The following is a 22398-nucleotide window of genomic DNA, read 5'->3' as shown; positions in this document are numbered from 1 at the left end:
GTTGGGGGGGGGGGGGGGGGGGGGGGTGGGGGGGGGGGGGGCCCCCCCCCCCCCCCCACCCCCCCATCCCCCCCCCCCCCCCCCCCCCCCCCCCCGGGGGGCCCCGCCACGCACCTCCCAGCCCTCGCGGAAGAGCGCGTCGTCAAGGTTGGAACGTTAAAACTGATCCACGGCATCACGCCTTATTTCTACGAGAAGTTCATGCCGGCCGGCACGAAAGTGGTGGTGATCCCGTTCGAAAGTCCGACCGATGGCAAGAATGCCGTGGCCACAGGGTCGATCGATTTCGGCATTTTCGGCCTGGCTGCGGCGACCCTCGGTGGCGCCAATGGCGAACCGGTGGTCGTGGTTGCTGCAGCCTGCAATCGCGGCATGGCGGTGGTTGCCGGCAAGGACTCCGGCATTTCCAGCATCAAGGATCTCAGGGGCAAGCGGGTCGCGATCTGGCCCGGCTCGACCCAGGAAGTGGTCATCCTCGACCGCCTCGCAGCCGAGGGGATGACGGTCAAGGACGTTCAGGCGGTCCGCGTCTCGTTCAGCGACATGGCGCCGGCGCTCGCGCGCGGCGACATCGACGCCTATGTCGGCGCAGAGCCCGCGGCAGGCATCAGCCTCGCCAGCGGGGTCGGCAAGATCGTCGAGTATCCGTATTCGACGCCGACGGGCTCGCTCAACATGGTGCTCACCACACGTCGCGAACTGATCGAGAAGGATCCGGAAAGGGTCCGGACGCTGCTCAAGGTTCATCGCAAGGCCAGCGAGTTCGCCATGGCCAATCGCGACGCCTTCGTCGAGATGGCGATGCAGAAACTCGGTCAGCAGAAGCCGTCGATCGAGGCGGCGGCGCCGAATGTCGAGCTCACCTGGAATATCGACGATCAGTTCATGAAGCAGGCGCAGTATTATGGCGCGCAGATGCTCGACAAGAAGCAGATCCGGCAATTGCCCGACTACAAGACCTTCATCGATCCGAGCTTCGTCCGAGCGATTTCGGCGTCGTGAGCCGGCGATGAGCCTGGAAAGCACAGTGTCCAGTCCGACTATCAGCAGCCCCGCGGTCAAGCTTGCGACAGCTGTGGGGCGCGCCGGCAAGCGCAATCGCGCGCGAAAACTGACGACGCGACTTCGCACGATCGCGCTCGCCGCTATCGTGCCGGTCGGCCTCCTGCTGCTGTGGGACGTGATGGTGCGTTGGACCGGAACGCGGCTAATCCCGCCGCCCTCGGGCGTCGCCGTGATGATGTGGGACTTCGCCTTCGGCGGGATTTACGATGACGCCTATAGCGGCAGCCTACCCATTCACTTCTGGAAGTCGGTGCAGCGCGTCTATGGCGGGTTTTTCCTGGCCGCGCTCGCCGGCATCCCGCTCGGCCTGATGCTCGGGCGGATTCCCGTGCTGCGGGCGATGATGGATCCGACGCTGTCGCTGCTGCGGCCGATCCCGGTGACGGCTTGGCTGCCGCTGTCGATGATCTTCTTCGGCCTGGGCCCGAAATCGGCGGTGTTCCTCGTATTTCTGGGCGCGTTCTATCCGATCCTGCTGAACACCGTGTTCGGGGTGAAGTCGGTCGACGCTCGGCTTTTCGAGGCCGCCGGCATGCTCGGCTGCAGTGGTCCGCAATTGTTTCGTGCCGTGGTGCTGCCGGCAGCGCTGCCCAGCATCTTCAACGGCCTGCGGCTCGGCGCGTCGTTCGCCTGGATCCTGATCGTCGTCGGCGAGATGACCGGCGTTCCGGAAGGTCTTGGCGCGGTCATCATGGACGGTCGCACGCTGTCGCGCACCGATTTGGTCATCACCGGGATGATAATCATCGGGATCACCGGATTCGTTTCGGATCGACTTCTGGTGATGCTCAGCAACCATTTCTTGCGCTGGAGTCCACAGCATCATGCTTGACGCCACTATTCGTCGCGACCCGGCTCCGGTGATCCTCGAAGTTGCCGGTCTCAATAAGATCTACGAGGCCTCGAACGGTCCGGTCGAAGCCTTGCGCAGCGTCGACCTCACCGTACGGAAGGGCGAGTTCATCTGTCTGCTCGGAGCCTCCGGCTGCGGCAAGTCGACCTTGCTGCGCATCGTCGCCGGCTTCGAAGAGGCGACGCAGGGAGACGTTGCAGTCTATGGCTGCGAGGTGAAAGGCCCGGGCCCCGATCGCGGCATGGTCTTTCAGGACTACGCGCTGTTTCCATGGCTGACGGTGCGCGACAACATCGGCTTCGGCCCGAGCCACCGCCGCGTCGCGCCGAGCGAAGTGACCAAGCTGACAGACAAGTTCATGGCGATGGTGGGGCTGACGGCCTTCGCCGATCGCTATCCGCATCAGCTCTCCGGCGGCATGAAGCAGCGCGTCGCGATCGCGCGCGTGCTCGCCAACGACGCGGACATCCTGTTGATGGACGAGCCGTTCGGAGCCCTCGACGCACTCACTCGGAGCGCGCTGCAGGAGGAGTTGATCGAGATCTGGCGGACCACAAAGTTGACCGTGATCTTCGTGACTCATTCGGTCGAGGAGGCGGTCCTTCTCGCAGACCGCGTCGTGGTGATGAGTTCGTCGCCCGGGCGGATCGATTGTCAGGCCGAGATCGATCTGCAGCGTCCTCGCGACGTGGCATCGGCGGAATTCAACGCGCTTCGCCGCAGTATCACGCGGCAGCTCACCAGCCATGTCGGCGGCGGTCGACCGGTTGCTGCAACGGCGGATGCTTAATTGAACGTTCCAGCGCAAAGCAGAGCCGATGCGATCTATCGCGGGATGGATCGCGTCGCACTCGATGAGGCCTACAACAACAGTGCCGCGGTCGTAGACAGCCCTCAATGGCTCGAATGCTGGCGGGAACGCAGCGCGGCCCGCCGCGGCGGTGCCGGCGCCTGCCTCGACGTCGCCTATGGGCTTCGCGAGCGGACGTCGCTGGACTATTTCTCCGCGGGCGTGCCGGGAGCACCGCTGTTCGTGTTTCTGCACGGCGGTTACTGGCAGCGCAACGCCAAGGAGATGTTCTCCTTCGTCGCGCAGGGCCCGAACGCGCGCGGCATCGACGTCGCGGTCGTCGGCTACACACTTGCGCCGGCGGCGCGGCTGTTCGAGATCGTCGACGAGGTCGATAAGGCGATCGAATTTTTGGCCGTCAACGCGGTTCAGTTCGGTTTCGATCCGACCCGCTTGGTGGTCGGCGGCTGGTCCGCCGGCGGACACCTGGCGGCGATGGCGGCCACGCGATCGCCGGTGAGCGGTGCGCTGTGCATCAGCGGCATCTTCGATCTGGAGCCGATCGCGCTGTCTTATCTCGACGAGGCGCTGCGGCTCGACGAGAGAGAGATCGAACTGCTCAGCCCGATCCGTCGCACGCATCTCGCTGCAGCGCCCCAGTCGTTGGTCGTCGGCGGTGGTGAGCTGCCAGAACTGCGACGGCAATCAGCGCTGTACGCGGACGTGTCGCGCCGCGCGGGCCTGCGGATCCGGCAACTCACGCTGCAGGGCCACCATCATTTTTCGATTTTGGACGAACTGAGCGCAGAGGGCGCGCTCACGGCCGAATTGCTAGCGTTGATCGAGCGTTGAACGCGCGCTGATGCTACCCGCAGGTAAACGGCGCGACGGTGATGCCGCTCGACTCGAGCAGGCTGCGCACCCCGCGGGCGATCTCGACCGCACCGCGGGTATCGCCGTGGATGCAGACCGTGTCGGTGCGCATCTTGATGACTTTGCCCGTGACCGACACAACCGCGCCGTCCTGAGCCATTCGTAGCACGCGCTGGGCAATCTCCTCAGGGTTGTGCAGGACAGCGCCGGGCTTGCGGCGAGAGACGAGATTGCCGTCGTCCTCATAGGCGCGATCCGCGAACACCTCATGGACCAGCGGCAAGCCCGCAGCCTCGCCGGCGTCGACCAGCTTCGAGTTGGCGAGCACCACGAAGATCAGCGATGGATCGACCGCCTTGATCGCCGCGGCGATCGCGCGCGCGGTCATGTCGTCCTCACAGGCGACGTTTGACAACGCACCGTGGGCCTTGACGTGCGTCACCTTGTGGCCGGCCAGCGATGCGACCGCCTGCAGCGCGCCGATCTGGTAGGCGACGAGGTTCTCAATTTCGGCGGCCGTGATGCCTGGCACCGGGCGACGACCGAAGCCGTGCAGGTCGCGGAAGCCGGGATGCGCGCCGATCGAGACGCCATGCTGTTTGGCCATCGCGACGGTCTTGTGCATGATATCTGGATCACCGGCATGAAAGCCGCAGGCAACGTTGACGCTGGTTGCGATGCTCATCATCGCTGCGTCGTCGCCCATGCTCCAGGCGCCAAACCCTTCACCGAGGTCGCAGTTCAGGTCGATCTTCATCTCAGATTGTCCTTCCGGTCTTCATTCAGCCATCGAGCGCGTCGACGGCGGCGCCGGCGACATTCGCTGTCGCCAGCGCGTCGAGATCAAGTGTCGCGTATCGGGCGTCCTGCAGGCGGTCGGGCAGGGCGCGGATCTGTTGCGCCATCGCCCGATACGCGGACTGCGCTTCGTCCATGCTCACCGCAGCGAAGCGGAACAGCTGGCCGGGCTGGCGTTGCGCCATGCGGCCGAGATCCGCGGTGATCACCGTGGCGATCTTCGGATAGCCGCCGCTGGTGCCGCGATCGGACATCAGCACGATCGGCTGGCCGTTGCCGGGCACCTGGATGCTGCCGTCGACGGTGCCGTCCGAGACGATGTTGTGGCCGTGCAGATGCCGCACCGGTGGGCCTTCGAGCCGGTAGCCCATCCGGTCGCTGATCGCGGAGACCTTCCATTCGCTGCCGAGAAAGGTGGCGACGGCGTCGCCGAATTCGTCGTCCTGCGGGCCGAGCACGACGCGGATCGGATCGTCGGCGCGCTTCGGCAGATCGAGGCGACGTTCATCGCCGGCGACCGCGGTTTGGGCCGGGATCACGTCGCCGGGTTGCAGCGGCCGCGGATAGGGACTGCCAAGGCCGGCGCGGGCGTTCACCGCCAGGCTGCCGAACATCGGCTCGCCAGTGACACCGCCGGCGATCGCCAAGTAGCTGAACACCTGACTCCGCGCGACGCCGAGCGTCAGCGTCCGGCCTGCATCCAGCAGAAAGGAATGGTTCAGCGCGACAGCTGTGCCTTCGATCGCAGCGGGCCGCTCCGCGCCACTGAGTGCAAGGCGCAGGGCACCGTCGCGGGCGGTGAGGCTTGCTCCCAGCGGGCCGAGCTCAATCGCGGCGGCGAACGGCGCGTTGCCGACCAGCACGTTGGCCGCCGCCAGCGACAGCCGATCCATCGCGCCGCTCGGCGTCAGGCCGTAGCGCTGCGCGCCGTGGCGGCCGCCGTCTTGCACCGAGCTTGCCGGGCCCACGCTACCAACGATCAGACTGCTCATGCGCTCACCAGCTCGGCAACGAACTCACCAGCCTCCGCGGCACGATCTTGCTCTGCGAACTGCTTGGCGTCGATCGGGGTGAAGCTGATCGCGTCGCCGGGCTCGAGCAGGAAGATCGGATCGCGATGCAACTGATAGGTTCGCACCGGGGTACGGCCAAGGAGATGCCAGCCGCTCGGGCCCGGAAGGCATTGAATGCCGGTCTGCACGCCACCGATCGAGATCGTCCCGGCTGGCGTCAACAGCCGCGGCGCCTGACGCCGCGGCATTGCCAGCGATGGATCGAGCCCAGACAGATACGACCAGCCGGGCGTAAAGCCGATCATCGCGACCCGGTAATCACCGCCGGCGTGACGGGCGATCAGATCGTCGGCAGTGGTGCTCAGCGCGGCGGCCGCGTCTTCCAGATCGATGCCGTGCTCGCCGCCGTAACATACGGGAATTCGCCAGTGGCGCTCCACCGTCGCTGCGGTCTCGATCGGCGTCTGCGCCAGTCGCGTCAGCTGTTCGGCGAGCGCGTCGAAGCCGATCTGCTCCGGATCGTAGTGCACCAGCAGGGACCGATAAGTCGGCACCGTCTCGCGCAAGCCGGTGATCGAACCACTCCTCAACAGTCGATCGAGAGCCAGTACGCGGCGGTTGGACTCGTCGCTGATCTCGCGACCGAAATCGACCGTGATGGCGGCATCGCCGCTCGGCAACATGCGTGGAGTCGTGAGCGCCATGTGAGCGCTGTGTCCCTCTGATCTCATCAGCAGCGCACCAGCCATAGCGTGTTTTTGGTACGCGTGAAAATCACTTCGTGAGACAGTCTATGGCGATAACTCGTTGATGGCACGAGCGATAAGCTCTGATGATCAGGCGTTTGCCGAAGATCAGACGAGCGTGACTTGCGGCTTGACGGCGAGTGGCGCGCCCGCAAGATGCGCCACCAAACCCTTGAGGAGCCTGCGTGCACATGTCACTGCCCCCGGAAGCCATCGCCACACTTGCGCGCGTCTCGACCGCGACCATCACCACGGTGTTGCTGAAGAAGGGACTGCGCAATGTCTGGCTGCGCGGCGCTCGGCCGCTGCGCCCGGGGCAGCCGCGGCTGGTGGGCGAGGCGTTCACGCTGCGCTTCGTTCCGGCGCGTGAGGACCTGGCCACGCCGGAGTCGTGGGCCTCGCCGATCTCGACCCGCGCCGCGATCGAGGCGATGCCGGAAGGCTGCATCGCGGTGATCGACGCGATGGGTGTCAGCGACGCCGGTGTGTTCGGCGATATTTTGTGCGCCCGCATGGTGAAACGCGGCATTACCGCCCTGATCACCGACGGCGTGGTCCGCGACCTCGAGGGCGTGCTCGGCACGGGACTGCCGGTGTGGTGCAACGGCGCGTCGGCGCCCCCCTCGGTGGCAGGGCTCACCTTTGTCGGCTGGGGCGAACCGATCGGCTGCGGCGGCGTCGCGGTATTCCCGAACGACATCATCGTCGCCGATCAGGACGGCGCAGTGCTGATCCCGCAGGCGCTGCTCGGCCATGTGCTGACCGAGGGCCCGGAGCAGGAGCGGATGGAGGGCTGGATCGTCGAAGAGGTCAACAACGGCGCGGTGCTGCCCGGCCTCTATCCGATGAACGCCGAAACAAAGGCACGCTACGCGGCATTCAAGGAGAAGGCAGGCAAGGCGTAAGCGCCGGGGAGACGAGACATGGATATTTTCGCAGTCGGCTCGCGTCCGACCCAACGCGCCTCCAAAGACTACTTTACCGGAACGGTGTGGCAGGACCCGATCGTTTCCGCGCCGGCGCCGGCGCGGCTGGCTGCGACCCGGGTGTCGTTCGAACCCGGAGCCCGGACGGCGTGGCACACTCATCCGCTCGGGCAGACGCTGTACGTCGTCGCCGGCGTCGGCCGGGTCCAGACGCTCGGCGGCCCGGTCCGTGAGATTCGCGCCGGAGACGTGGTGTGGATTCCGCCGGGTGAGAAGCATTGGCATGGCGCGTCGCCGAACAATGGCATGACCCACATCGCCATGCAGGAAGCGCTCGACGGTAGCTTTGCGACCTGGATGGAACAGGTGAGCGACGCGGATTATGCTGTCGCTCCATCGGCTTGACGATCGATCTTGGAATTCAAGATCAACAAGCGAGGTGCGAGGGTCGCAGAGTTCCCATGGAACTTGAATATCGCTAGATAACGCGTTCTGACGCAAGGGACTGGGCGCGTGCGGTCGCTCTCCGGGCGGCTGTTGTCTGGAGTTTCTGTCGCGATCTCAGGGCTTTCGCGCCCGTCGTGAACTCGTTATGAAGACAGTCCGTTTTGTGGGCGAGGGGCCTCAGGAGAATATAATGGCAGCCAAGGCGAATTTTCGAGGGTCGTTCACCGCCATGGTCACGCCGTTCAAGAAAGACGGCTCGCTTGACGAGCAGGCCTTTCGCAGCTTGGTGAACTGGCAGATCGACGAGGGCAGCCATGGCCTGGTGCCGGTCGGCACCACCGGCGAGAGCCCGACGCTGAGCCACGAAGAGCACAATAAGGTCGTGGAATGGTGCGTCGAGGAGGCCAAGGGCCGGGTGCCGGTGATCGCCGGGGCGGGCTCGAACTCGACGCGTGAAGCGGTCGAACTCGCCAAGCACGCCGAGAAGGCCGGCGCTGACGCCGTGCTGGTGGTGACGCCGTATTATAACAAGCCTACCCAGGAGGGCATGTATCACCACTTCAAGGCGGTGAATGACGCGATCGGCATCCCGATCATCATCTACAACATCCCGCCGCGGTCGGTGGTCGACATGTCGGTAGAGACCATGACCCGGCTGTACGAGCTGAAGAACATCGCCGGGGTCAAGGACGCCACCGCCAATCTCGGCCGTGTGTCGCAGCAGCGCCATGCGATGGGCGCCGACTTCCTGCAGCTCTCCGGCGAGGACATGACGGCGCTCGCCTATATGGCCGCCGGCGGCCATGGCTGCATTTCGGTGGTGTCGAACGTGGCCCCGAAGCTGTGCTCGGATCTGATGAGCGCGGTGATCGCCGGCGATTATGCGGGCGCACTCAAGATCCAGGACCGGCTGGTGCCGCTGCATGACGCGGTGTTCAAGGAGCCGGGCGTCGCCGGTGCCAAGCACGGCCTGGCGCTGCTCGGCCGCATCCAGGAAGAGGTGCGGCTGCCGCTTTTGCCGGTGACCGAACCGACCGGCAAGGTGATCCGCTCGGCGATGATGCACGCCGGCCTGCTGAACTGATCTGAACGGCCTGGATCGAGCAGGCCGTACCGGCAAGAAGCCCCAAGGGAAGCGAGATGCTCAAAGAATTTCGTGAATTTGCAATGAAAGGCAATGTCGTCGACCTCGCTGTCGGTGTCATTATCGGCGCGGCGTTCGGCGCCATTGTCAGTTCGTTGGTCGGCGACGTGATCATGCCGATCATTGGAGCCGTCACTGGTGGCCTAGATTTTTCAAACTACTTCACGCCGCTGTCGAAGGCGGTGACGGCCAACACGCTTGTCGAAGCCAAGAAGCAGGGCGCGGTGCTGGCCTGGGGCAGCTTCCTCACGCTGTCGCTGAACTTTCTGATCGTCGCCTTCGTGCTGTTCATGGTGGTGCGGGCGATGAACCGGCTGAAGCGCAAGGACGAAGCGGCGCCCGCTGCGCCGCCGAAGCCGACCCGGGAGCAGGAACTGCTCACCGAAATTCGCGATATCCTGAAAAGCGGCAACCGCCCGCAGGTCTGACCTGCGGCGGGGCGGCGAATACGAGGTTCAGCCGCAATGGCCGACAAGAACGAACGCCCGATCAAGGTCGTGGCCGAGAACCGCAAGGCGCGGTTCAACTATGCGATCGAAGACACCATCGAGGCCGGCATCTCGCTGACCGGGACCGAGGTGAAGTCGGTGCGCAGCGGCAAGTCGACGATCGCCGAATCCTACGCCGATTCCCGCGGCGGCGAGATCTGGTTGATCAATGCCACCATCCCCGAATATCTGCAGGCCAACCGCTTCAACCACGAGCCGAAGCGGCCGCGCAAACTGTTGCTGCATCGCAAGCAGATCAACAAGCTGATGGGCGCTGTCGAGCGGCAGGGCATGACGCTGATCCCCCTGAAGCTGTATTTCAACGAGAAGGGCCGCGCCAAGCTGCTGCTGGCATTGGCCAAGGGCAAGCAGTTGCACGACAAGCGCGAGACCGAGAAGAAGCGCGACTGGAGCCGCGAAAAGGGTCGGCTGCTCCGAGCTCGCGGCTGAACGCCGACCGCGGCAGGGATCTGGAGAAGGCAGGATGAATCAGCCCAATCTCAACGATGTCGACTGGTCCTCGATCCCGGCGCCCGAGGACGACGGCGCCGCTGCGCATCTCCTCGGCAAGAGTCTGCCGTCGGTCTCGCTGCCGGCGACGGATGGCAAACAGATTGATCTATCGGTGCTTACCGGGCGCACCGTGGTGTTTGGCTATCCGCGCACCGGCGAGCCCGGCAAGATCGCGCCGGTCGCTGATTGGGACATGATCCCAGGCGCGCGGGGCTGCACGCCGCAGACCTGCTCGTTTCGGGACCTGTTCGCCGAGCTGAAGGCCGCCGGCGCCGCGCAGGTGTTCGGGCTGTCGACGCAGGGCAACGACTATCAGTCCGAGATGGCGGTGCGGCTGCATCTGCCGTTTCCGGTGCTGTCGGACGACAAGCTCGCGCTCACCACCGCATTGAAGCTTCCGACGATGCAGGTGGCCGACATGACGCTGCTGAAGCGGTTGGCGCTGATCATCGACGACGGCCGCATCACCCACGTATTCTATCCGGTGTTCCCGCCGGACCGGAATGCGGGGGATGTTCTGGATTGGCTGAAGGCCAATCCGCGCTAGTCGGGTGTTTTTTGTCATTGCGTTGAGCGCCGCGACGGAAGCAATCCAGTCTCGTGCACTATGCTGGATTGCTTCGCTTCGCTCGCAATGAAGAGTTAGTTGCCAGCGTCCAAATCCAACCGCACCCGCGCGAACACGTCGCGGAACATCTTTGGCGTCAGGACGCCGGTGTTCGTGTTGTAGCGCGAGCAATGATAGCTGTCGTAGAGCCGGAAGCGGCCGGCTTCGTGCACCGCGCCGTGGCGGAACGGCGCCTGGGAGGCGCGCAGGCCGAGCGCCTTCAGCGTCGAATCGTGCGCAATCCGCCCGAGCAGCACCACCGCGCCCAGCTTCGGCATTGTGTCGATCGTGCCCGAGAGAAAGCGCCGGCAGGTGTTGATCTCGATCGGCAGCGGTTTGTTCTGCGGCGGCACGCAGCGCACTGCGTTGACGATCCGGCTGCCGACCAGCCGCAGGCCGTCATCGGGGCGAGCCTGGTAGTGCCCCTTGGCGAAGCCGTATTCGATCAACGTGGCGTAAAGCAGGTCGCCGGCATAATCGCCGGTGAACGGGCGGCCAGTGCGGTTGGCGCCCTGCAGGCCGGGCGCGAGGCCGACGATCAGCAGGCGGGCGTTGGCCGCCCCAAAAGTGGGGACCGGCGCGTTGTGCCAGCCGGGTTCGCGCGCCCGATGCTCGTGGCGGAACTCCACAAGCCTCGGGCACATCGGGCAGTCGCGATCGGGTTCGGTGATCGGACGAATAACGCCGGCCTCGGGGCCGTGCGTCGGCATGGCGTCAGTCTTCGAAGTCGTCGTCTCCGCCGCGGGGAGCCATCGTCGCCGAACGCTGCAGGAACTGCGGCGTGTGGCGCGGCTCGCGCGGAGGCGGGCGGTCGGCCGGGTCGCGGCCGATCTTCGACTGCAGCTCGACCAGATCCGTGAAGATGTCGGCCTGGCGACGCAGCTCGTCGGCGATCATCGGCGGCTGGCTGGAGATCGTCGAGATCACCGTGACGCGAACGCCGCGGCGCTGCACCGCCTCGACCAACGAGCGGAAGTCACCGTCGCCCGAGAACAGCACCATCTGGTCGATGTGCTCGGCCAGCTCCATGGCATCGACCGCGAGCTCGATGTCCATGTTGCCCTTGACCTTTCGCCGGCCGCTGGCGTCGATGAACTCCTTGGTCGCCTTGGTGACGACGGTGTAGCCGTTGTAGTCCAGCCAATCGATCAGCGGACGAATCGACGAGTATTCCTGATCTTCGATGATCGCCGTATAGTAGAATGCACGGATCAGCGTGCCGCGGCCCTGAAATTCCTTGAGCAAGCGTTTGTAATCGATATCAAAGCCAAGCGTCTTTGCCGTCGCATAAAGGTTGGCGCCATCGATAAACAGCGCGATTCTATTGCTCGCAGAAGTAGACATCCAGATCTCTCGTGTTCTGTCGTTAGGGCTTGGTGGCGCAGCTAAAAACTGCGCGTTAAAGGCAAATTTTCACGAATAACCGTTGGCATCGAGTGCCGGCACAATCTTCAACCGCACGAAGCATCAGCCGGTATTCTATACTTTTCTTTCTGAAAAGAAGCCTTTTCTTGTCGGACCCGTGTTCGTCCCAGTGAAGGTGCGCCCATCGCCGGACAAAAATTGCATTATCAGACAGGTGGCTCACGGCCAAATGACAAATTGGTTCTTGCGCATCCCTTCACTGACCTATACCTACGCGCAATAACCCGCATTTTGGTCCATTTGAACGGAGCGACTGGCGATGGCGCGCGTCACCGTGGAAGATTGTATTGATAAGGTCGACAACCGGTTCGACCTGGTGCTGCTGGCGGCTCACCGCGCGCGGATGATCTCGTCCGGCTCGCAGCTCACAATCGACCGTGACAACGACAAGAATCCCGTTGTTTCGCTTCGAGAAATCGCCGAGGAGACGATCTCTCCGGAAGACCTCAAAGAGGAACTGGTGCACTCGCTGCAGAAGTTCGTCGAGGTCGACGAGCCGGAGCAGGACACCGTTCCTCTGATCGGTTCGGCGGGCGCAAGCGTCGATGCCGACGATACCGAGGTCGCGCTGGAGCGTATGACCGAGGAAGAGCTGCTGAAGGGCCTCGAAGGGCTGGCTCCGCCGGAAGAGCAGCCGGAGGAAGACGAGTAGGGCACAACGCCGCTGCTCGAACGTCTCATTTTGCACACGGCCCGGATCGCTCCGGGCCGTTCGCGTTTCTGCGTGCATCAACCATGTCGTAGATCAAACCTCTGGCAGAATGGCAGGTTTTCGGATCGTCTATCTTCCCATGAGGTCAAAACGCTTTACTGTTGATCCATCGGATTTCCTTAAGATCTGACACCAGCAGGTGGCATGCGGCGCGCGCCGCCGCTGTTGAGGTTGTAGCTATGGCGTCAGGACGCCGCATTTCGAGGCAGATGGAAGCGATGGCCGACTCGGCGCCGCCGGTTGTGAAAGATCCGCCGCCGGCACCCGCTAAGCCGCGCGCGCCGCGGGCGCGGATGATGCGGCAGTACGACCTGGTCGAACGGGTGCGCTCGTACAACCCGGATACTGACGAGGACATGCTCAACCGGGCCTACGTCTACGCCATGAAGGCGCATGGCGAGCAGACCCGGGCGTCCGGCGATCCGTATTTTTCCCATCCGCTCGAAGTTGCGGCGATCCTCACCAACCTCAAGCTCGACGATGCCACCATCGTGGCGGCGCTGCTGCACGACACGATCGAGGACACCGAGGCGACCCGCACCGAGATCGACAAGCTGTTCGGTCACGAGATCGGCGCGCTGGTCGAAGGTCTGACCAAGCTGAAGCGGCTCGAGCTGGTGTCGCGCGAGGCCAAGCAGGCGGAGAATCTCCGCAAGCTCTTGTTGGCGATCGCCGACGACGTCCGCGTGCTGCTGATCAAGCTGGCCGACCGGCTGCACAACATGCGCACGCTGGATTTCGTGCCCCCGGCGTCGCGCCAGCGCATCGCGGAGGAAACGCTCGACATCTACGCGCCGCTCGCAGGCCGTATGGGCATGCAGGAGATGCGCGAGGAGCTCGAGGATCTGTCGTTCCGGACGCTCGACCCCGAAGCCTTCGCCGTGGTGATGCAGCGGCTCGACGCGCTTGCCGAACGTAACCGCAATCTGATCGGCGAGATCGAAACGCAGCTCTCCGCCAACCTCGCCAAGAACGGCCTGGCCGCCGAAGTGACCGGGCGGCGCAAGCGGCCATTTTCGATCTGGACCAAGATGGAGCGCAAGTCGGTCGGCTTCGAGCAATTGTCGGATATCTACGGTTTCCGCGTCGTGCTCGACGACGTTCCATCCTGCTACCGGGCGCTCGGCGTGGTGCACACCACCTGGCCGATGGTGCCGGGGCGGTTCAAGGACTACATCTCGACTCCGAAACAAAACGACTATCGTTCGCTGCACACCACGGTGATCGGTCCGGGTCAGCAACGCGTCGAGCTGCAATTCCGCACCCACGACATGAACCGGATCGCCGAGTACGGCATCGCGGCGCACGCGTTTTACAAGGACGGCGCGGGCTCGCCGACCGAACTGCTCAACCGCGAGTCAAATGCCTTCGCGTGGCTGCGTCACACCATCGAGATGCTGTCGGAGAGTCAGAACCCTGAGGAATTTCTCGAGCACACCAAGCTCGAACTATTCCACGACCAGGTGTTCTGCTTCACGCCGAAGGGCAAGCTGATCGCTCTGCCACGTGCCGCCAACGTCATCGATTTCGCATATGCGGTGCATACCGACGTCGGCAACAGCGCGGTCGGCTGCAAGATCAACGGCAAGTTCGCGCCGCTGTCGTCCGAATTGCAGAATGGCGACGAAGTCGAGGTGCTGACCTCGAGCGTGCAGTCGGCGCCGCCGGCGGCGTGGGAGTCGCTGGCGCGCACCGGCAAGGCGCGGGCGGCGATCCGCCGCGCGACGCGCACGGCGATGCGCGATCAATATGCCGGGCTTGGCCGGCGCATCGTCGAGCGCCTGTTCGCGCGCGCCAAGATCGAATACGCCGACGACAAGCTGAAGGGCGCGCTGCCGCGGCTGGCGCGCGCCTCGATCGAAGACGTGATGGCGTCGGTCGGGCGCGGCGAGATGAAAGCGTCGGACGTCGCCCGTGCGATGTATCCGGACTACAAGGAAGAGCGGATCGCACGGTTCGGCGGCAAGAAACCTGAGAAGCCCGGCGCCAAGTCTCCGCCGGAAGCCGGCAAGGTCGGACCGGCCGTGCCGATCGGCGGCATTCATTCGGGTCTGCCGGTGAAATTCGCGCCGAACGGCGGCGCAGTGCCGGGAGATCGCATCGTCGGCATCGTCACGCCGGGCGAGGGGATTACGATCTACCCGATCCATTCGCCGGCCTTGAAGGATTTCGAGGAAGAGCCCGAGCGCTGGCTCGACGTCAAATGGGACATCGACGAGTCGACGCCTCAGCGCTTCCCGGCGCGGCTGTTCGTGCAGAACGTCAACGAGCCCGGCAGTCTCGCGCAGATCGCCAGTGTGATCGCCGAGCACGACGGCAATATCGACAACATCAACATGAGCCGGCGCTCGCCGGACTTCACCGAACTCACCATCGATCTCGAGGTCTACGACCTCAAACATCTCAGCGCCATCATTGCCCAGCTTCGCGCCAAGGCGGTGGTGGCCCATGTCGAGCGCGTCAACGGATGACGCGCGGCCATCTTTGTCGTTGTTAGTCCCGCAGGTCCAATATGCCGAATGCTTCTCCGCTGCGTCTCGGAGTCAATATCGATCACGTCGCCACGGTGCGAAACGCCCGCGGCGGCCGTCATCCAGATCCGCTACGCGCGGCGTTGACCGCGATCGAGGCCGGCGCTGACGGCATCACCGCGCATCTGCGCGAGGATCGTCGCCACATCCGCGATAACGACATGGAGCGGCTCAAGGCGGAAATCTCCAAGCCGCTGAATTTCGAGATGGCGGCGACGCCCGACATGGTGCGGATCGCGCTCGGCGTGAAGCCGAATGCTGTTTGTCTGGTTCCTGAACGGCGCGAAGAGCTCACCACAGAAGGTGGCCTCGACGTGGTCGGCCAAAGAGAGTCGCTGGCACCGTCGATCGCGCGTTTCAACGATGCCGGCATTCGTGTGTCGCTGTTCATCGCCGCGGACCCGGCGCAGATCGAGATGGCTGCCCAGCTGAAGGCACCGGCCATCGAGCTGCACACCGGCGCGTGGTGCGATGCCATCACCGACGATGAGCCCGCCAAGGCGGCCGAGGAATGGCGCCGGATCGTCTCGGGCGCGGCGCTCGCGCGCTCGGCCGGACTGGAAGTTCACGCCGGCCACGGTCTCGATTACGCGACCGCCGAAACCATCGCGGCGCTGCCGCAGATCGTCGAGCTCAACATCGGTTTTTACATGATCGGCGAGGCGCTGTTCGTCGGGCTCGGCGAAACGGTGAGGGCGATGCGGGCGGCGATGGATCGCGGCCGCGCCAAGGTCGCCGCCGCATGATCATCGGCATCGGTTCCGACCTGATCGACATCACCCGGATCGCCAAGGTGCTCGATCGCCACGGCGAGCGCTTCATCAACCGCATCTTCACTGACGTCGAGCAGGCGAAAGCGGGCCGGCGCGACCAGCAGCCGAAGCTGGTCGCCGCGACCTATGCCAAACGGTTTGCCGCCAAGGAGGCCTGTTCCAAGGCGCTCGGCACCGGCATCCGCCTCGGCGTGTGGTGGCGCGACATGGGCGTGGTCAACCAGCGTGGGGGGCGGCCGACGATGCAGCTGACAGGCGGCGCCAAGGCCCGGCTCGACGCGCTGACGCCGCCCGGCATGATTGCCCAGATCGACCTGTCGATTACCGATGAATGGCCGCTGGCGCAGGCATTCGTGGTGATCTCCGCCGTTCCGGCGCCGCCTCGCTGATCCTTCCACGGGCTGGCACCAAGCCAAAAGCCACTGATGCGTCATAGGATTAGCGAGTTTTGACCGGACTGTTGATTGCACGCCCGGCGACAACGGTCTACAACCGCGCGGAACCCCCGGCGGGTCGAGTCTCCGGTCACTACGCCCGGATTCCGGCCGTCGCCGCCAGCCAGTTTCTCATCGCGGAGCGGCCCGCTTCACCTGAGAATAATCGTCCACCGTGCGGCGACCGCGACGGAAAATCGGGAAAGCGATGAGCGTGACATCCGGTACGAAATCTGAGAGCGGCATTGGCGAAACGATCCGCGTCGTCATTCATGCGCTCATCATCGCCCTGGTCATCCGGACCTTCCTGTTTCAGCCGTTCAACATTCCATCCGGCTCGATGAAGGCGACGCTGCTGGTCGGCGACTATCTGTTCGTGTCGAAGTACTCTTACGGCTACAGCCACTACTCGATCCCGCTGTCGCCGCCGATCTTCTCCGGCCGGATCTTCGGCTCGGAGCCGAACCGCGGCGACGTGGTGGTGTTCCGGCTGCCGAAGGACGACTCCACCGACTACATCAAGCGCGTGATCGGTCTGCCCGGCGACCGCATCCAGATGCGCGAGGGACTGCTCTACATCAACGACAAGCCCGTGCAGCGCGAACGCCTGGCCGACTTTGTCGGTGAGGATCCGTGCGGGTCGGAAGCCACCGCGCGCGTCAAGCGCTGGAAGGAGACTCTGCCGAACGGCGTCAGCTACGACACGCTCGACTGCGTCGACAACGGCTTCTACGACAACACCAACGTCTACACCGTGCCTCCTGGCAACTTCTTCATGATGGGCGACAATCGCGACAATTCGACCGACAGCCGGGTGCTGTCGGCAGTCGGCTACGTGCCGTTCGAGAACATCATCGGCCGCGCTCAGATGATCTTCTTCTCGATCGCCGAAGGCGAACATGCCTGGCAGATCTGGCGCTGGCCGACCGCGGTGCGTTGGAGCCGCATTTTTTCGATCGTGCGATGACACAGCACGTGACCAGTATCGACAACTCGCAGACCGCGACCGAACCGACTGCGCCGACGACGCCGACGGGCGAGCAGCCGGCTGGCCGCAAGCGCCGCAGCAAGTCGAAGGCGACGGCGGTCGCGATCGAGCAGCGGATCGGTCACAGCTTTGCCGATCCGTCGCTGCTCAACACCGCGCTCACGCACGTCTCTGCGCTGAAATCGGCACGTAACCGCGCCGACAGCTATCAGCGGCTCGAATTTCTGGGCGATCATGTGCTGGGTCTCGTGGTGTCCGATATGCTGTACCGCGCCTTTCCAAACGCCGACGAGGGCGAGTTGTCGAAGCGGCTCGCCGATCTGGTGCGGAAGGAAACCTGCGCGGACGTCGCACGCAGTCTCGATCTCGACGAAGGCATCAAGCTCGGCACGGTCGGCGCCGGTGCTGGCGCACGACTGCGAAAATCCGTGCTGGGCGACATCTGCGAAGCGGTGATCGGCGCGGTCTATCTCGACGGCGGCTATCCCGCGGCTTCCGACTTCGTGCAGCGCAACTGGACCGAACGGATGCGCAAACCGGCGCGCTCGCTGCGCGATCCGAAGACTGTGCTGCAGGAATGGGCGCAGGGCAAAGGCTTGCCGACACCGGTGTATCGCGAAGTCGAACGCACGGGTCCCCATCACGATCCGCAGTTCCGCGTCGCCGTCAGCTTGCCGGGTCTCGCGGATGCCGAGGGCGTCGGAGGCAGCAAGCGTGCGGCCGAAAAGGTGGCGGCGTCAGTGATGCTCGCCCGTGAAGGCGTCAGCGGCGGCAACAACGATGTCTGACCCGATCGAGACGCTCGACACGAACAGGCGCTGCGGCTTCGTCGCACTGATCGGCGCGCCGAACGTCGGCAAGTCGACGCTGGTGAATGCGCTGGTCGGCTCCAAGGTCACCATCGTGTCGCGCAAGGTGCAGACCACCCGCGCGCTGATCCGCGGCATCGTGGTCGAAGGCGCCTCGCAGATCATCCTGGTCGACACCCCCGGCATCTTCGCGCCGAAGCGCCGGCTCGACCGCGCCATGGTCAGGACCGCTTGGAGCGGCGCGCACGATGCGGATCTCGTCTGTGTGCTGCTCGACGCCCGTGCCGGGATGGACGAGCAAGCCGAGGCGATCTTCGACAATCTGCAGAACTTCGCGCGCCCCAAGCTGCTGGTGCTGAACAAGATCGACCTGGTGCCGCGCGAGAAGTTGCTCGGGTTGGCGCAGCGGGTGAATGAGAAGCTGGCGTTCGAGCGCACCTTCATGATCGCGGCGCTGTCCGGCGACGGCGTCGACGATTTGCGTCGCGTGCTCGCCGACAAGGTGCCGCCGGGACCGTTCCATTACCCCGAAGACCAGATGTCGGATGCGCCGCTGCGGCACCTCGCGGCCGAGATCACCCGCGAAAAGATCTTCCGCAAGCTGCATCAGGAACTGCCGTATCAGTCGACGGTCGAGACCGACAGCTGGACCGATCGCAAGGACGGCTCGGTGCGGATCGAGCAGACGATCTTCGTCGAGCGCGAGAGCCAGCGTAAGATCGTGCTCGGCAAGGGCGGCGCGACCATCAAGGCGATCGGCGCCGACGCCCGCCGCGAGATCAGCGACATCGTCGAGCAGAAGGTGCACTTGTTCCTGTTCGTGAAGGTGCGGGAGAACTGGGAGAACGACCCGGACCGCTACCGCGAAATGGGCCTGGAGTTTCCCAAGGAATGACCGACGCCACGATCAGCGTCCCGCGCAACGTCTATTGGTTCGAAGTGCTGCTGCTGGCGTCGCTGACGCTCGACTGCATTTCCGTTGCGTTCCAGGACCGCACCATGGACTCCGAGATGTCGGCCGGCGTGATCGCCGCCGCCAACACCATAGCGGCCAGCCTGATCATCCTGCTGACCTATCTGGTTTGGCTGGCGGCTCACGGCCGCAAGAAATGGGCGCGTGCGGTGCTGACCGCCTCGCTGGCGTTCTCGATCGTGTCCCTGATGCAGATCATCGGCGTCAACGGCATCGAGCCCGGCAGCTGGATCGATATCGTATCCTGTGGCCTGACCGGCGCGGGCATCTATCTGTCCTACACGGGCGACGCCCGCGGTTGGTTCACGGCCTGATCGCCCGCTGCCGCTGCTGCGCGGCGCTGCCAAATCCTGTACGATCCGCTCATGGAATGGAGCGACGAGGGCATTATTCTCGGGGTTCGGCGGCACGGCGAGTCCGCCGCGATCGTCGAGCTTCTGACGCGCGAACACGGCCGGCATCTCGGCATGGTGCGCGGCGGTGCGTCATCGCGGATGCGGCCGCTGCTGCAGCCGGGCAACAGCGTGCTGGCAGTTTGGCGGGCGCGTCTCGACGAGCATCTCGGCTACTACCAGCTCGAAGGCACCCGGCTGCGCGCCGCAACGATGCTGGCGTCGTCGCACGCGGTTTATGGCGTCACCCATCTGGCCTCGCTTGCGCGGCTGCTGCCGGAGCGCGACCCGCATGAAGACATCTACGAGATGCTGGAGCACACGCTGGACGATTTCGACGATGTCGGAGGCGCTGCTGCCTATCTGATCCGGTTCGAACTGGCGATGCTGGCCGAACTTGGCTTCGGTCTCGATCTGTCGAGTTGCGCGGCGACGGGGGCAACGAACGAGCTGATCTACGTGTCGCCGAAGTCCGGCAGCGCCGTGTCACGCACAGCGGGTGAGCCATGGCGCGACAAGCTGCTGCGGCTGCCCGCCTTTCTGCGCGAAGAGGACAGCCCGACCGGCTGGTCGTATCAGGATCTGCGCGACGGCTTCGATCTGACCGGACGCTTCCTGCTGCGCAACGTGCTGGAGCCGCGCGGGCAGGGGCATTCGGACGCGCGCGACGGGTTTATCAACGCGGTGGCGAGGACGATGGCGCGGATCGCCATCCCTTGACCGCGCCGTGCCGCTCAGGCGTAACGCGGCAGCCGCTGCCCCGGCAGCAGGTCGTAGGGCGAGCGCCAGCCCGGCAGCGCCGCGATCCGGCCCAGCCAGGCATGCACCGCCGGGTGGCGGACAGGGAGGTCGAACCCGGTCTCGTCGTCGGGAAACGACAGATACGCCATCATCGAAAAGTCCGCGATCGTCGGAGCGTCGCCGATGGCGAACGCGCGGTCGCGTAGATGCTTGCCGAGGATGGTCAGCGCGTCGTCGATCCGCCGGCGGAAATAGACCTGCACGTCTTTGTTCGCCGAGGGCATGAAGGTGCGCGCGAAACGGTAGGTCGCGCAATAGCTGCTGAGCTTGTGATTGTCCCAGAACAGCCAACGCAGGACCTCGAACTTGTCGTCCGCGGTGACGCCGCCGAACCGGCCGTAACGCTCGGCGAGCTGCAGCAGGATCGGGGCGGTCTGCGTCAGCCGTGCGCCATCCTGCTCGAGCACCGGAATTTCGCCCATGGCATTGACGCTCTCGCGCCATTCGGGCGTTCTGGTGATGCCGCCGCCGAAGTCAGTCCACACCGGCTCGAAGCTCTGCCCGCACAGCGTCAGCATCAGCGCCAGCTTGTAGCTGTTTCCGGATTCGGGAAAGTAGTGCAGGCGGTAGGTCGGCATTCATCCTCCCCGTCGCGATTATGGATGGGCCCTTAGTCCAAAATATAGAACATAGGTTCTATTTCACAGAACAGATGTTCTGTGAAATGATTGGTGAGAATGAGGCGGCTGTCAACCGATGGATATGAGTGAGCTGGAAGCCAACGAGCGCGATCGCGAGGTGATGGAGGCGACGCTGCGGCTGATCGGACGCGGCGGACTCAAAGCCGTCACCCATCGCGCGGTTGCGGCCGAAATCGGAATGTCGCTGGGTGCCGTCACGCACCGTTTCGGCACCCGCGACCTGCTGGTCGAGGCCGCGCTGAATTTCGCGTTGGTCCGAGAGGTCAAGCGACTGCAAGCCCTGGCGCTCCGGCTACAGATCGATGCGCTCGATTTCGAGGCATGGATCGACGCACTGGTCGGGTGGTACGCGAAAGAACTCGACGCCGAGGCGGAGATCCACGTCGCCTGTTACGAAGCCTTCCTCGCCGCGGCGCGCGATGACCGCTACCGTTCGATCGTCGCCGAATGGCAGCAGACCTGGCGACGCAGCGCCGAGCTGGCCCTGACCGCGGCGGGCTCACGCTCGCCTCGGCTGCATGCCGAGATCTTCGTCTCGGCGGTGGTCGGCATGGTGCTGGAGCAGCTCGCGACCCCGCGCCGGAAGTTCAAGACGGAAGCGCGCGCCGCCTTGTCCGAACTGGTTGGAGGGCTGACCGCGAAGCGCTGACGTCAATGCGAGCGAAGCGAAGCAATCGATGGCCACGCAATCGGAGCTGGATTGCTTCGTCGCGGAGCCTGTGCTCGGACGGCGCGAAGCGCCGATCCGGGTGCTCCTCGCAATGACGGGGTGCCGTCTCTTAAGCCGCCAGCGACGCTGCGATGCTGGCTGCGACTGGGGTTGTCGGACGGCCGATCAGGCGGCCGAGATCGCCACCGGCGTTGAACAGCGCCCCTTTGGCGGCGCCCGCATCGGAGTCCGCCAGCAACGCGGCAAATGGCTCGGGCAGGCCGGCGCCGATCAGCGCCGCCTTGTAGTCCGCTTCCGGCAAGTTCCGATAGACGACGGTCTTGCCGCTCTGCAGGCTCAGTTCGGCGGCAAACTCCGCCAGCGTGTAGGCGGCGTCGCCGGCCAGCTCGTAGACGCGGCCGGCCTGCGGGGCGTCCGAGGTCAGGACCTTGACGGAAGCCTCGGCGTAGTCGGCGCGGGCCGCGGAGGCGATCCGGCCATCGCCGGCACTGCCGAGCAGCGCGCCGTGCGCCAGCGCCGTCGGAATCGAGGCCGTGTAGTTCTCGTTGTACCAGCCGTTGCGCAGCAGGACATGCGGCACGCCGGAAGCATCGAGGGCCGCTTCGGTCTGCCGATGCTCCTCGGCCAATCCCAGCGGCGAGCTGTCGGCATGCAGCAGGCTGGTGTAGGCGAGCAGCGACACACCCGCCTGCCGCGCAGCTTCGATCACGTTGCGGTGCTGGGCGGTGCGCTGACCGACTTCGCTGGACGAGATCAACAGCGCGCGGTCGACGCCGGCAAAAGCGGCGCTGAGTGTCTCTGGGCGGCTGTAGTCGCCCTTATGGACGTGCAGCCCGCGGCCGGCGAGCTCGGCCGCAGCCTGATCATTGCGGACCAGCACCCCGATCTGGGCGGCGGGTACGTTCTTCAGCAGGCCGTCGAGGACAAGGCGGCCGAGCTGGCCGCTGGCGCCGGTGACGAGAAAACGGGAGTCAGACATCGAAAAC

27 protein-coding genes are annotated in these 22398 nt (G+C 64.8%); 20 read left to right on the top strand and 7 right to left on the bottom strand.

Features of this window, described 5'->3' with window-relative positions; all coding sequences use genetic code 11:
* Positions 1-201: 201 nt before the first annotated feature.
* From LPW26_RS21230 to LPW26_RS21215, 4 genes are read left to right on the top strand one after another with little or no spacing between them, the layout of a single operon-like run.
* Complete coding sequence (locus LPW26_RS21230) at positions 202-1002, top strand: ABC transporter substrate-binding protein (RefSeq protein ID WP_238737621.1); 801 nt, start codon at positions 202-204, stop codon at positions 1000-1002.
* 7 nt (positions 1003-1009) lie between these two features.
* Positions 1010-1897, top strand: coding sequence for an ABC transporter permease (locus LPW26_RS21225; protein WP_238737620.1), 888 nt, complete (start codon positions 1010-1012; stop codon positions 1895-1897).
* Complete coding sequence (locus tag LPW26_RS21220; RefSeq protein ID WP_238737619.1) at positions 1890-2708, top strand: ABC transporter ATP-binding protein; 819 nt, start codon at positions 1890-1892, stop codon at positions 2706-2708. Before LPW26_RS21225 ends, LPW26_RS21220 begins: the two co-directional genes overlap by 8 nt.
* 45 nt (positions 2709-2753) lie before the next feature.
* The gene (locus LPW26_RS21215; RefSeq protein ID WP_238737625.1) at positions 2754-3560 is read left to right on the top strand and encodes an alpha/beta hydrolase; all 807 of its coding nucleotides are present in this window, start codon (positions 2754-2756) and stop codon (positions 3558-3560) included.
* A 13-nt stretch (positions 3561-3573) separates the two neighbouring features.
* Here LPW26_RS21215 and LPW26_RS21210 read toward each other — a convergent pair whose 3' ends face one another.
* Genes LPW26_RS21210 through pxpB form a run of 3 tightly spaced genes read right to left on the bottom strand, consistent with a single transcriptional unit; the run spans position 3574 to position 6096 of the window.
* Positions 3574-4338: a LamB/YcsF family protein gene (locus tag LPW26_RS21210; RefSeq protein WP_238737618.1), complete on the bottom strand. Its 765-nt coding sequence runs from the start codon at positions 4336-4338 to the stop codon at positions 3574-3576.
* A 25-nt stretch (positions 4339-4363) separates the two neighbouring features.
* Entirely contained in the window at positions 4364-5371 is a 1008-nt protein-coding gene (locus LPW26_RS21205) for a 5-oxoprolinase subunit C family protein (RefSeq protein ID WP_238737617.1), read from the bottom strand.
* Positions 5368-6096 (bottom strand): 5-oxoprolinase subunit PxpB, encoded by a 729-nt coding sequence (gene pxpB / locus LPW26_RS21200; RefSeq protein WP_238737616.1) that lies wholly within the window; start codon positions 6094-6096, stop codon positions 5368-5370. Before pxpB ends, LPW26_RS21205 begins: the two co-directional genes overlap by 4 nt.
* Positions 6097-6329: 233 nt before the next feature.
* On the opposite strand from pxpB, the gene LPW26_RS21195 reads away from it, so the two are divergent.
* The 6 genes from LPW26_RS21195 to LPW26_RS21170 all read left to right on the top strand — a co-directional run bounded on the left by LPW26_RS21195 (position 6330) and on the right by LPW26_RS21170 (position 10203).
* Complete coding sequence (locus LPW26_RS21195) at positions 6330-7043, top strand: ribonuclease activity regulator RraA (RefSeq protein WP_238737615.1); 714 nt, start codon at positions 6330-6332, stop codon at positions 7041-7043.
* An 18-nt stretch (positions 7044-7061) separates the two neighbouring features.
* Positions 7062-7469, top strand: a complete 408-nt coding sequence (locus LPW26_RS21190; RefSeq protein WP_238737614.1) for a (R)-mandelonitrile lyase — start codon at positions 7062-7064, stop codon at positions 7467-7469.
* A gap of 232 nt (positions 7470-7701) precedes the next feature.
* The gene (gene dapA / locus LPW26_RS21185; protein ID WP_238737613.1) at positions 7702-8595 is read left to right on the top strand and encodes a 4-hydroxy-tetrahydrodipicolinate synthase; all 894 of its coding nucleotides are present in this window, start codon (positions 7702-7704) and stop codon (positions 8593-8595) included.
* A gap of 56 nt (positions 8596-8651) precedes the next feature.
* Positions 8652-9083, top strand: a complete 432-nt coding sequence (gene mscL, locus LPW26_RS21180; protein ID WP_238737612.1) for a large conductance mechanosensitive channel protein MscL — start codon at positions 8652-8654, stop codon at positions 9081-9083.
* Between the two features lie 36 nt (positions 9084-9119).
* Complete coding sequence (smpB, locus tag LPW26_RS21175; protein ID WP_054162974.1) at positions 9120-9593, top strand: SsrA-binding protein SmpB; 474 nt, start codon at positions 9120-9122, stop codon at positions 9591-9593.
* Between the two features lie 34 nt (positions 9594-9627).
* Entirely contained in the window at positions 9628-10203 is a 576-nt protein-coding gene (locus LPW26_RS21170) for a peroxiredoxin (protein ID WP_238737611.1), read from the top strand.
* A gap of 95 nt (positions 10204-10298) precedes the next feature.
* On the opposite strand, the gene LPW26_RS21165 is transcribed toward LPW26_RS21170, so the two are convergent.
* Positions 10299-10973, bottom strand: coding sequence for a uracil-DNA glycosylase (locus LPW26_RS21165; RefSeq protein ID WP_238737610.1), 675 nt, complete (start codon positions 10971-10973; stop codon positions 10299-10301).
* A gap of 4 nt (positions 10974-10977) precedes the next feature.
* On the bottom strand, positions 10978-11607 hold the full coding sequence (locus tag LPW26_RS21160) for a LabA-like NYN domain-containing protein (RefSeq protein ID WP_238737609.1): 630 nt from the start codon (positions 11605-11607) through the stop codon (positions 10978-10980).
* A 340-nt stretch (positions 11608-11947) separates the two neighbouring features.
* Between LPW26_RS21160 and rpoZ the strand changes: the two genes are divergently transcribed.
* The 9 genes from rpoZ (at position 11948) to recO (ending at position 20020) form a co-directional block, all read left to right on the top strand.
* On the top strand, positions 11948-12340 hold the full coding sequence (gene rpoZ, locus LPW26_RS21155; protein WP_238737608.1) for a DNA-directed RNA polymerase subunit omega: 393 nt from the start codon (positions 11948-11950) through the stop codon (positions 12338-12340).
* Between the two features lie 239 nt (positions 12341-12579).
* On the top strand, positions 12580-14871 hold the full coding sequence (locus tag LPW26_RS21150; RefSeq protein WP_238737607.1) for a RelA/SpoT family protein: 2292 nt from the start codon (positions 12580-12582) through the stop codon (positions 14869-14871).
* 41 nt (positions 14872-14912) lie between these two features.
* Positions 14913-15677: a pyridoxine 5'-phosphate synthase gene (locus LPW26_RS21145; RefSeq protein WP_238737606.1), complete on the top strand. Its 765-nt coding sequence runs from the start codon at positions 14913-14915 to the stop codon at positions 15675-15677.
* Positions 15674-16093: a holo-ACP synthase gene (gene acpS / locus LPW26_RS21140; protein ID WP_238737605.1), complete on the top strand. Its 420-nt coding sequence runs from the start codon at positions 15674-15676 to the stop codon at positions 16091-16093. Before LPW26_RS21145 ends, acpS begins: the two co-directional genes overlap by 4 nt.
* A gap of 253 nt (positions 16094-16346) precedes the next feature.
* Positions 16347-17105, top strand: a complete 759-nt coding sequence (lepB, locus tag LPW26_RS21135; RefSeq protein ID WP_238737604.1) for a signal peptidase I — start codon at positions 16347-16349, stop codon at positions 17103-17105.
* The gene (gene rnc / locus LPW26_RS21130; RefSeq protein WP_238737603.1) at positions 17102-17914 is read left to right on the top strand and encodes a ribonuclease III; all 813 of its coding nucleotides are present in this window, start codon (positions 17102-17104) and stop codon (positions 17912-17914) included. Before lepB ends, rnc begins: the two co-directional genes overlap by 4 nt.
* A complete protein-coding gene (era, locus tag LPW26_RS21125) occupies positions 17907-18830 on the top strand; it encodes a GTPase Era (protein WP_238737602.1) in 924 nt (307 codons plus the stop codon). The genes rnc and era overlap by 8 nt, the downstream gene beginning before the upstream one ends.
* Entirely contained in the window at positions 18827-19222 is a 396-nt protein-coding gene (locus LPW26_RS21120) for a hypothetical protein (RefSeq protein ID WP_249785303.1), read from the top strand. Before era ends, LPW26_RS21120 begins: the two co-directional genes overlap by 4 nt.
* A 51-nt stretch (positions 19223-19273) precedes the next feature.
* Complete coding sequence (gene recO / locus LPW26_RS21115; RefSeq protein WP_238737601.1) at positions 19274-20020, top strand: DNA repair protein RecO; 747 nt, start codon at positions 19274-19276, stop codon at positions 20018-20020.
* Between the two features lie 14 nt (positions 20021-20034).
* Here the strand turns inward: recO and LPW26_RS21110 are convergent, their stop codons facing one another.
* Positions 20035-20679 carry a glutathione S-transferase family protein gene (locus tag LPW26_RS21110; RefSeq protein ID WP_238737600.1) on the bottom strand — a complete coding sequence of 215 codons (645 nt, stop codon included), beginning with the start codon at positions 20677-20679 and terminating at the stop codon, positions 20035-20037.
* Positions 20680-20842: 163 nt separating this feature from the next.
* On the opposite strand from LPW26_RS21110, the gene LPW26_RS21105 reads away from it, so the two are divergent.
* Entirely contained in the window at positions 20843-21391 is a 549-nt protein-coding gene (locus LPW26_RS21105) for a TetR/AcrR family transcriptional regulator (protein WP_238737599.1), read from the top strand.
* A 130-nt stretch (positions 21392-21521) separates the two neighbouring features.
* On the opposite strand, the gene LPW26_RS21100 is transcribed toward LPW26_RS21105, so the two are convergent.
* Complete coding sequence (locus LPW26_RS21100; protein ID WP_238737598.1) at positions 21522-22391, bottom strand: SDR family oxidoreductase; 870 nt, start codon at positions 22389-22391, stop codon at positions 21522-21524.
* Positions 22392-22398: the final 7 nt, after the last annotated feature.

Source organism: Rhodopseudomonas infernalis (assembly GCF_022271405.1).
In the GTDB taxonomy this organism is placed as follows: Bacteria; Pseudomonadota; Alphaproteobacteria; order Rhizobiales; family Xanthobacteraceae; genus Rhodopseudomonas; species Rhodopseudomonas infernalis.
The sequence above is the reverse complement of the archived record's forward strand: the minus strand, read 5'-3'. Positions and strand labels throughout refer to the sequence as shown.

Bases quoted from the DNA above. Each gene is read 5' to 3' on its own strand.
- LPW26_RS21230 (WP_238737621.1), top strand. From the start codon at position 202: ATGCCGGCCGGCACGAAAGTGGTGGTGATCCCGTTCGAAAGTCCGACC.
- LPW26_RS21225 (WP_238737620.1), top strand. From the start codon at position 1,010: ATGAGCCTGGAAAGCACAGTGTCCAGTCCGACTATCAGCAGCCCCGCG.
- LPW26_RS21220 (WP_238737619.1), top strand. From the start codon at position 1,890: ATGCTTGACGCCACTATTCGTCGCGACCCGGCTCCGGTGATCCTCGAA.
- LPW26_RS21215 (WP_238737625.1), top strand. From the start codon at position 2,754: ATGGATCGCGTCGCACTCGATGAGGCCTACAACAACAGTGCCGCGGTC.
- LPW26_RS21210 (WP_238737618.1), bottom strand. From the start codon at position 4,338: ATGAAGATCGACCTGAACTGCGACCTCGGTGAAGGGTTTGGCGCCTGG.
- LPW26_RS21205 (WP_238737617.1), bottom strand. From the start codon at position 5,371: ATGAGCAGTCTGATCGTTGGTAGCGTGGGCCCGGCAAGCTCGGTGCAA.
- pxpB (WP_238737616.1), bottom strand. From the start codon at position 6,096: ATGGCGCTCACGACTCCACGCATGTTGCCGAGCGGCGATGCCGCCATC.
- LPW26_RS21195 (WP_238737615.1), top strand. From the start codon at position 6,330: ATGTCACTGCCCCCGGAAGCCATCGCCACACTTGCGCGCGTCTCGACC.
- LPW26_RS21190 (WP_238737614.1), top strand. From the start codon at position 7,062: ATGGATATTTTCGCAGTCGGCTCGCGTCCGACCCAACGCGCCTCCAAA.
- dapA (WP_238737613.1), top strand. From the start codon at position 7,702: ATGGCAGCCAAGGCGAATTTTCGAGGGTCGTTCACCGCCATGGTCACG.
- mscL (WP_238737612.1), top strand. From the start codon at position 8,652: ATGCTCAAAGAATTTCGTGAATTTGCAATGAAAGGCAATGTCGTCGAC.
- smpB (WP_054162974.1), top strand. From the start codon at position 9,120: ATGGCCGACAAGAACGAACGCCCGATCAAGGTCGTGGCCGAGAACCGC.
- LPW26_RS21170 (WP_238737611.1), top strand. From the start codon at position 9,628: ATGAATCAGCCCAATCTCAACGATGTCGACTGGTCCTCGATCCCGGCG.
- LPW26_RS21165 (WP_238737610.1), bottom strand. From the start codon at position 10,973: ATGCCGACGCACGGCCCCGAGGCCGGCGTTATTCGTCCGATCACCGAA.
- LPW26_RS21160 (WP_238737609.1), bottom strand. From the start codon at position 11,607: ATGTCTACTTCTGCGAGCAATAGAATCGCGCTGTTTATCGATGGCGCC.
- rpoZ (WP_238737608.1), top strand. From the start codon at position 11,948: ATGGCGCGCGTCACCGTGGAAGATTGTATTGATAAGGTCGACAACCGG.
- LPW26_RS21150 (WP_238737607.1), top strand. From the start codon at position 12,580: ATGGCGTCAGGACGCCGCATTTCGAGGCAGATGGAAGCGATGGCCGAC.
- LPW26_RS21145 (WP_238737606.1), top strand. From the start codon at position 14,913: ATGCCGAATGCTTCTCCGCTGCGTCTCGGAGTCAATATCGATCACGTC.
- acpS (WP_238737605.1), top strand. From the start codon at position 15,674: ATGATCATCGGCATCGGTTCCGACCTGATCGACATCACCCGGATCGCC.
- lepB (WP_238737604.1), top strand. From the start codon at position 16,347: ATGAGCGTGACATCCGGTACGAAATCTGAGAGCGGCATTGGCGAAACG.
- rnc (WP_238737603.1), top strand. From the start codon at position 17,102: ATGACACAGCACGTGACCAGTATCGACAACTCGCAGACCGCGACCGAA.
- era (WP_238737602.1), top strand. From the start codon at position 17,907: ATGTCTGACCCGATCGAGACGCTCGACACGAACAGGCGCTGCGGCTTC.
- LPW26_RS21120 (WP_249785303.1), top strand. From the start codon at position 18,827: ATGACCGACGCCACGATCAGCGTCCCGCGCAACGTCTATTGGTTCGAA.
- recO (WP_238737601.1), top strand. From the start codon at position 19,274: ATGGAATGGAGCGACGAGGGCATTATTCTCGGGGTTCGGCGGCACGGC.
- LPW26_RS21110 (WP_238737600.1), bottom strand. From the start codon at position 20,679: ATGCCGACCTACCGCCTGCACTACTTTCCCGAATCCGGAAACAGCTAC.
- LPW26_RS21105 (WP_238737599.1), top strand. From the start codon at position 20,843: ATGGAGGCGACGCTGCGGCTGATCGGACGCGGCGGACTCAAAGCCGTC.
- LPW26_RS21100 (WP_238737598.1), bottom strand. From the start codon at position 22,391: ATGTCTGACTCCCGTTTTCTCGTCACCGGCGCCAGCGGCCAGCTCGGC.